The organism is Streptomyces sp. Je 1-79, assembly GCF_025195125.1.
Classification (GTDB): Bacteria; Actinomycetota; Actinomycetes; order Streptomycetales; family Streptomycetaceae; genus Streptomyces.
Window position 1 is genome coordinate 1 of record NZ_JAMGSL010000030.1, and the last position, 2,166, is coordinate 2,166.

Here is a 2,166-nt window from a genome sequence, read left to right on the forward strand (position 1 = left end):
TCTCGACGACGGGTGAATCGTGACCCTCTGACGGCGGATCAAATCTGACCCACTCTGTGGTTCCCGTACCAACCTGATCTTGATCGAAGATCGGGAGGAGAGGGTGATCCTTGTGGAGGACTGGGCAGAGATCCGGCGGCTGCACCGGGCCGAGCAGATGCCGATTCGGGCGATCGCCCGGCATCTGGGCATCTCGAAGAACACAGTCAAGCGGGCTCTGGCCACGGACCGGCCGCCGAAGTACCAGCGCCCGGTGAAGGGCTCGGCGGTCGACGCGGTCGAGGTCCAGATTCGCGAGCTTCTGCGGCAGACCCCGACGATGCCCGCGACCGTGATCGCCGAGCGGATCGGCTGGGACCGCGGGATGACGATCCTTAAGGAGAGGGTGCGCGAGCTGCGGCCGGCCTATGTCCCGGTCGATCCGGTCTCCCGGACGGTCTATCGACCGGGTGAGCTGGCCCAGTGTGACCTGTGGTTTCCCGAGGCGGACATCCCCCTTGGCTATGGGCAGACGGGCCGGCCGCCGGTGCTGGTGATGGTGTCCGGCTACTCGCGGGTGATCGCCGCCAGGATGCTGCCGTCGAAGCGGACCGGTGATCTGATCGACGGGCACTGGCGGCTGCTGTCCGAGTGGGGTGCGGTCCCGAAGATGCTGGTCTGGGACAACGAGGCCGGGGTGGGTCGGGGCAAGGTCACGGGCGAGTTCGCCGCGTTCGCGGGCCTGCTCGCCACCAGAATGCACCTCTGCCGACCGCGTGACCCGGAAGCGAAAGGGCTGGTGGAACGGGCCAACGGCTATCTGGAGACCTCCTTCCTTCCCGGCCGACACTTCGCCGGGCCGGACGACTTCAACACCCAGCTGACGGCCTGGCTGAAGGTCGCCAACCGCCGCGTCCACCGCACCCTCGACGCCCGCCCCGCGGACCGGTGGGAAGCCGACCGGGCCGGAATGCTCGCCCTGCCGCCCGTTGACCCACCGGCCTGGTGGCGCTTCCAGACGCGTCTGGGCCGCGACCACTACGTCCGCGTCGACACCTGCGACTACTCCGTCGACCCCACCGCGATCGGCCACCAGGTGACCGTCCTGACCGACAACGACCAGGTCCTCGTCCTGGCCTCCGGTGGTGAGATCGTCGCCCAGCACCCGCGCTGCTGGGCCCGTCACCAGACCATCACCGACCCCGAACACGCCACCACCGGCAAGACGATGCGGCAGGAAGTGCACCGACACCAGGCCGGCCGGCAGGCCCAGGCCGCGGCCTCTTCCGGGCCGCTGGTCGACGTCGAACAGCGCGAGCTCGGCTCCTATGACCGCATCTTCACCGTCATCGAAGGCGGCGCCGGCAAGGAGGCCGGTTGATGCCCCGCACTACCGCCGCCCAGGAGATTACCCAGGCCACGAGCCGCCGCACCGGCCAGCAGACCACCGCTGACCTAGCCTTCCTCGCTCGGGCTATGAAGGCCCCGGCCCTGCTGGACGCCGCCGAGCGGCTCGCCGAGCGAGCCCGCAAGGAATCGTGGACCCATGCCGAGTACCTCGTCGCCTGCCTCCAGCGCGAGGTCTCCGCCCGCGAATCGCACGGCGGCGAAGCGCGAGTACGCGCCGCCCGGTTCCCCGCGATCAAGACCATCGAGGAACTGGACGTCACCCATCTGCGCGGCCTGAGTCGCCAACAGCTCGCACACCTGGGCACGTTGGACTTCATCGCCGGACGAGAGAACGCCGTTTTCCTCGGCCCGCCGGGCACCGGCAAGACGCACCTGGCGATCGGGCTCGCAGTGCGGGCCTGCCAGGCCGGGCACCGCGTCGCCTTCGCGACCGCCGCCGAATGGGTCGACCGCCTCGCCGCCGCCCACCAGGCCGGACGGCTCCAACAAGAGCTCACCAAACTCGGCCGTTATCCGCTGATCGTGGTGGACGAGGTCGGCTACATCCCCTTCGAAGCGGAGGCCGCGAACCTGTTCTTCCAGCTCATCTCGAACAGATACGAACGCGCGTCTGTGATCGTCACCAGCAACAAGCCGTTCGGGCGCTGGGGAGAGGTCTTCGGCGACGAGACCGTGGCCGCCGCCATGATCGACCGCCTCGTCCACCACGCGGAGGTCCACTCCCTCAAAGGCGACTCCTACCGCATGCGAGGGCGCGAACTCGGACGCGTCCCCACC

The 2,166-nt window shown here is 69.0% G+C and carries 2 protein-coding genes; both read left to right on the forward strand.

What is annotated here, in order from left to right; genetic code table 11:
• Positions 1-103 precede the first annotated feature (103 nt).
• Positions 104-1,360, forward strand: a complete 1,257-nt coding sequence (istA, locus tag M5362_RS32925; RefSeq protein ID WP_260231628.1) for an IS21 family transposase — start codon at positions 104-106, stop codon at positions 1,358-1,360.
• A partial coding sequence (gene istB / locus M5362_RS32930) for an IS21-like element helper ATPase IstB (protein WP_260231627.1) occupies positions 1,360-2,166 on the forward strand: 807 nt, incomplete at its 3' end. The genes istA and istB, both read left to right, overlap by 1 nt.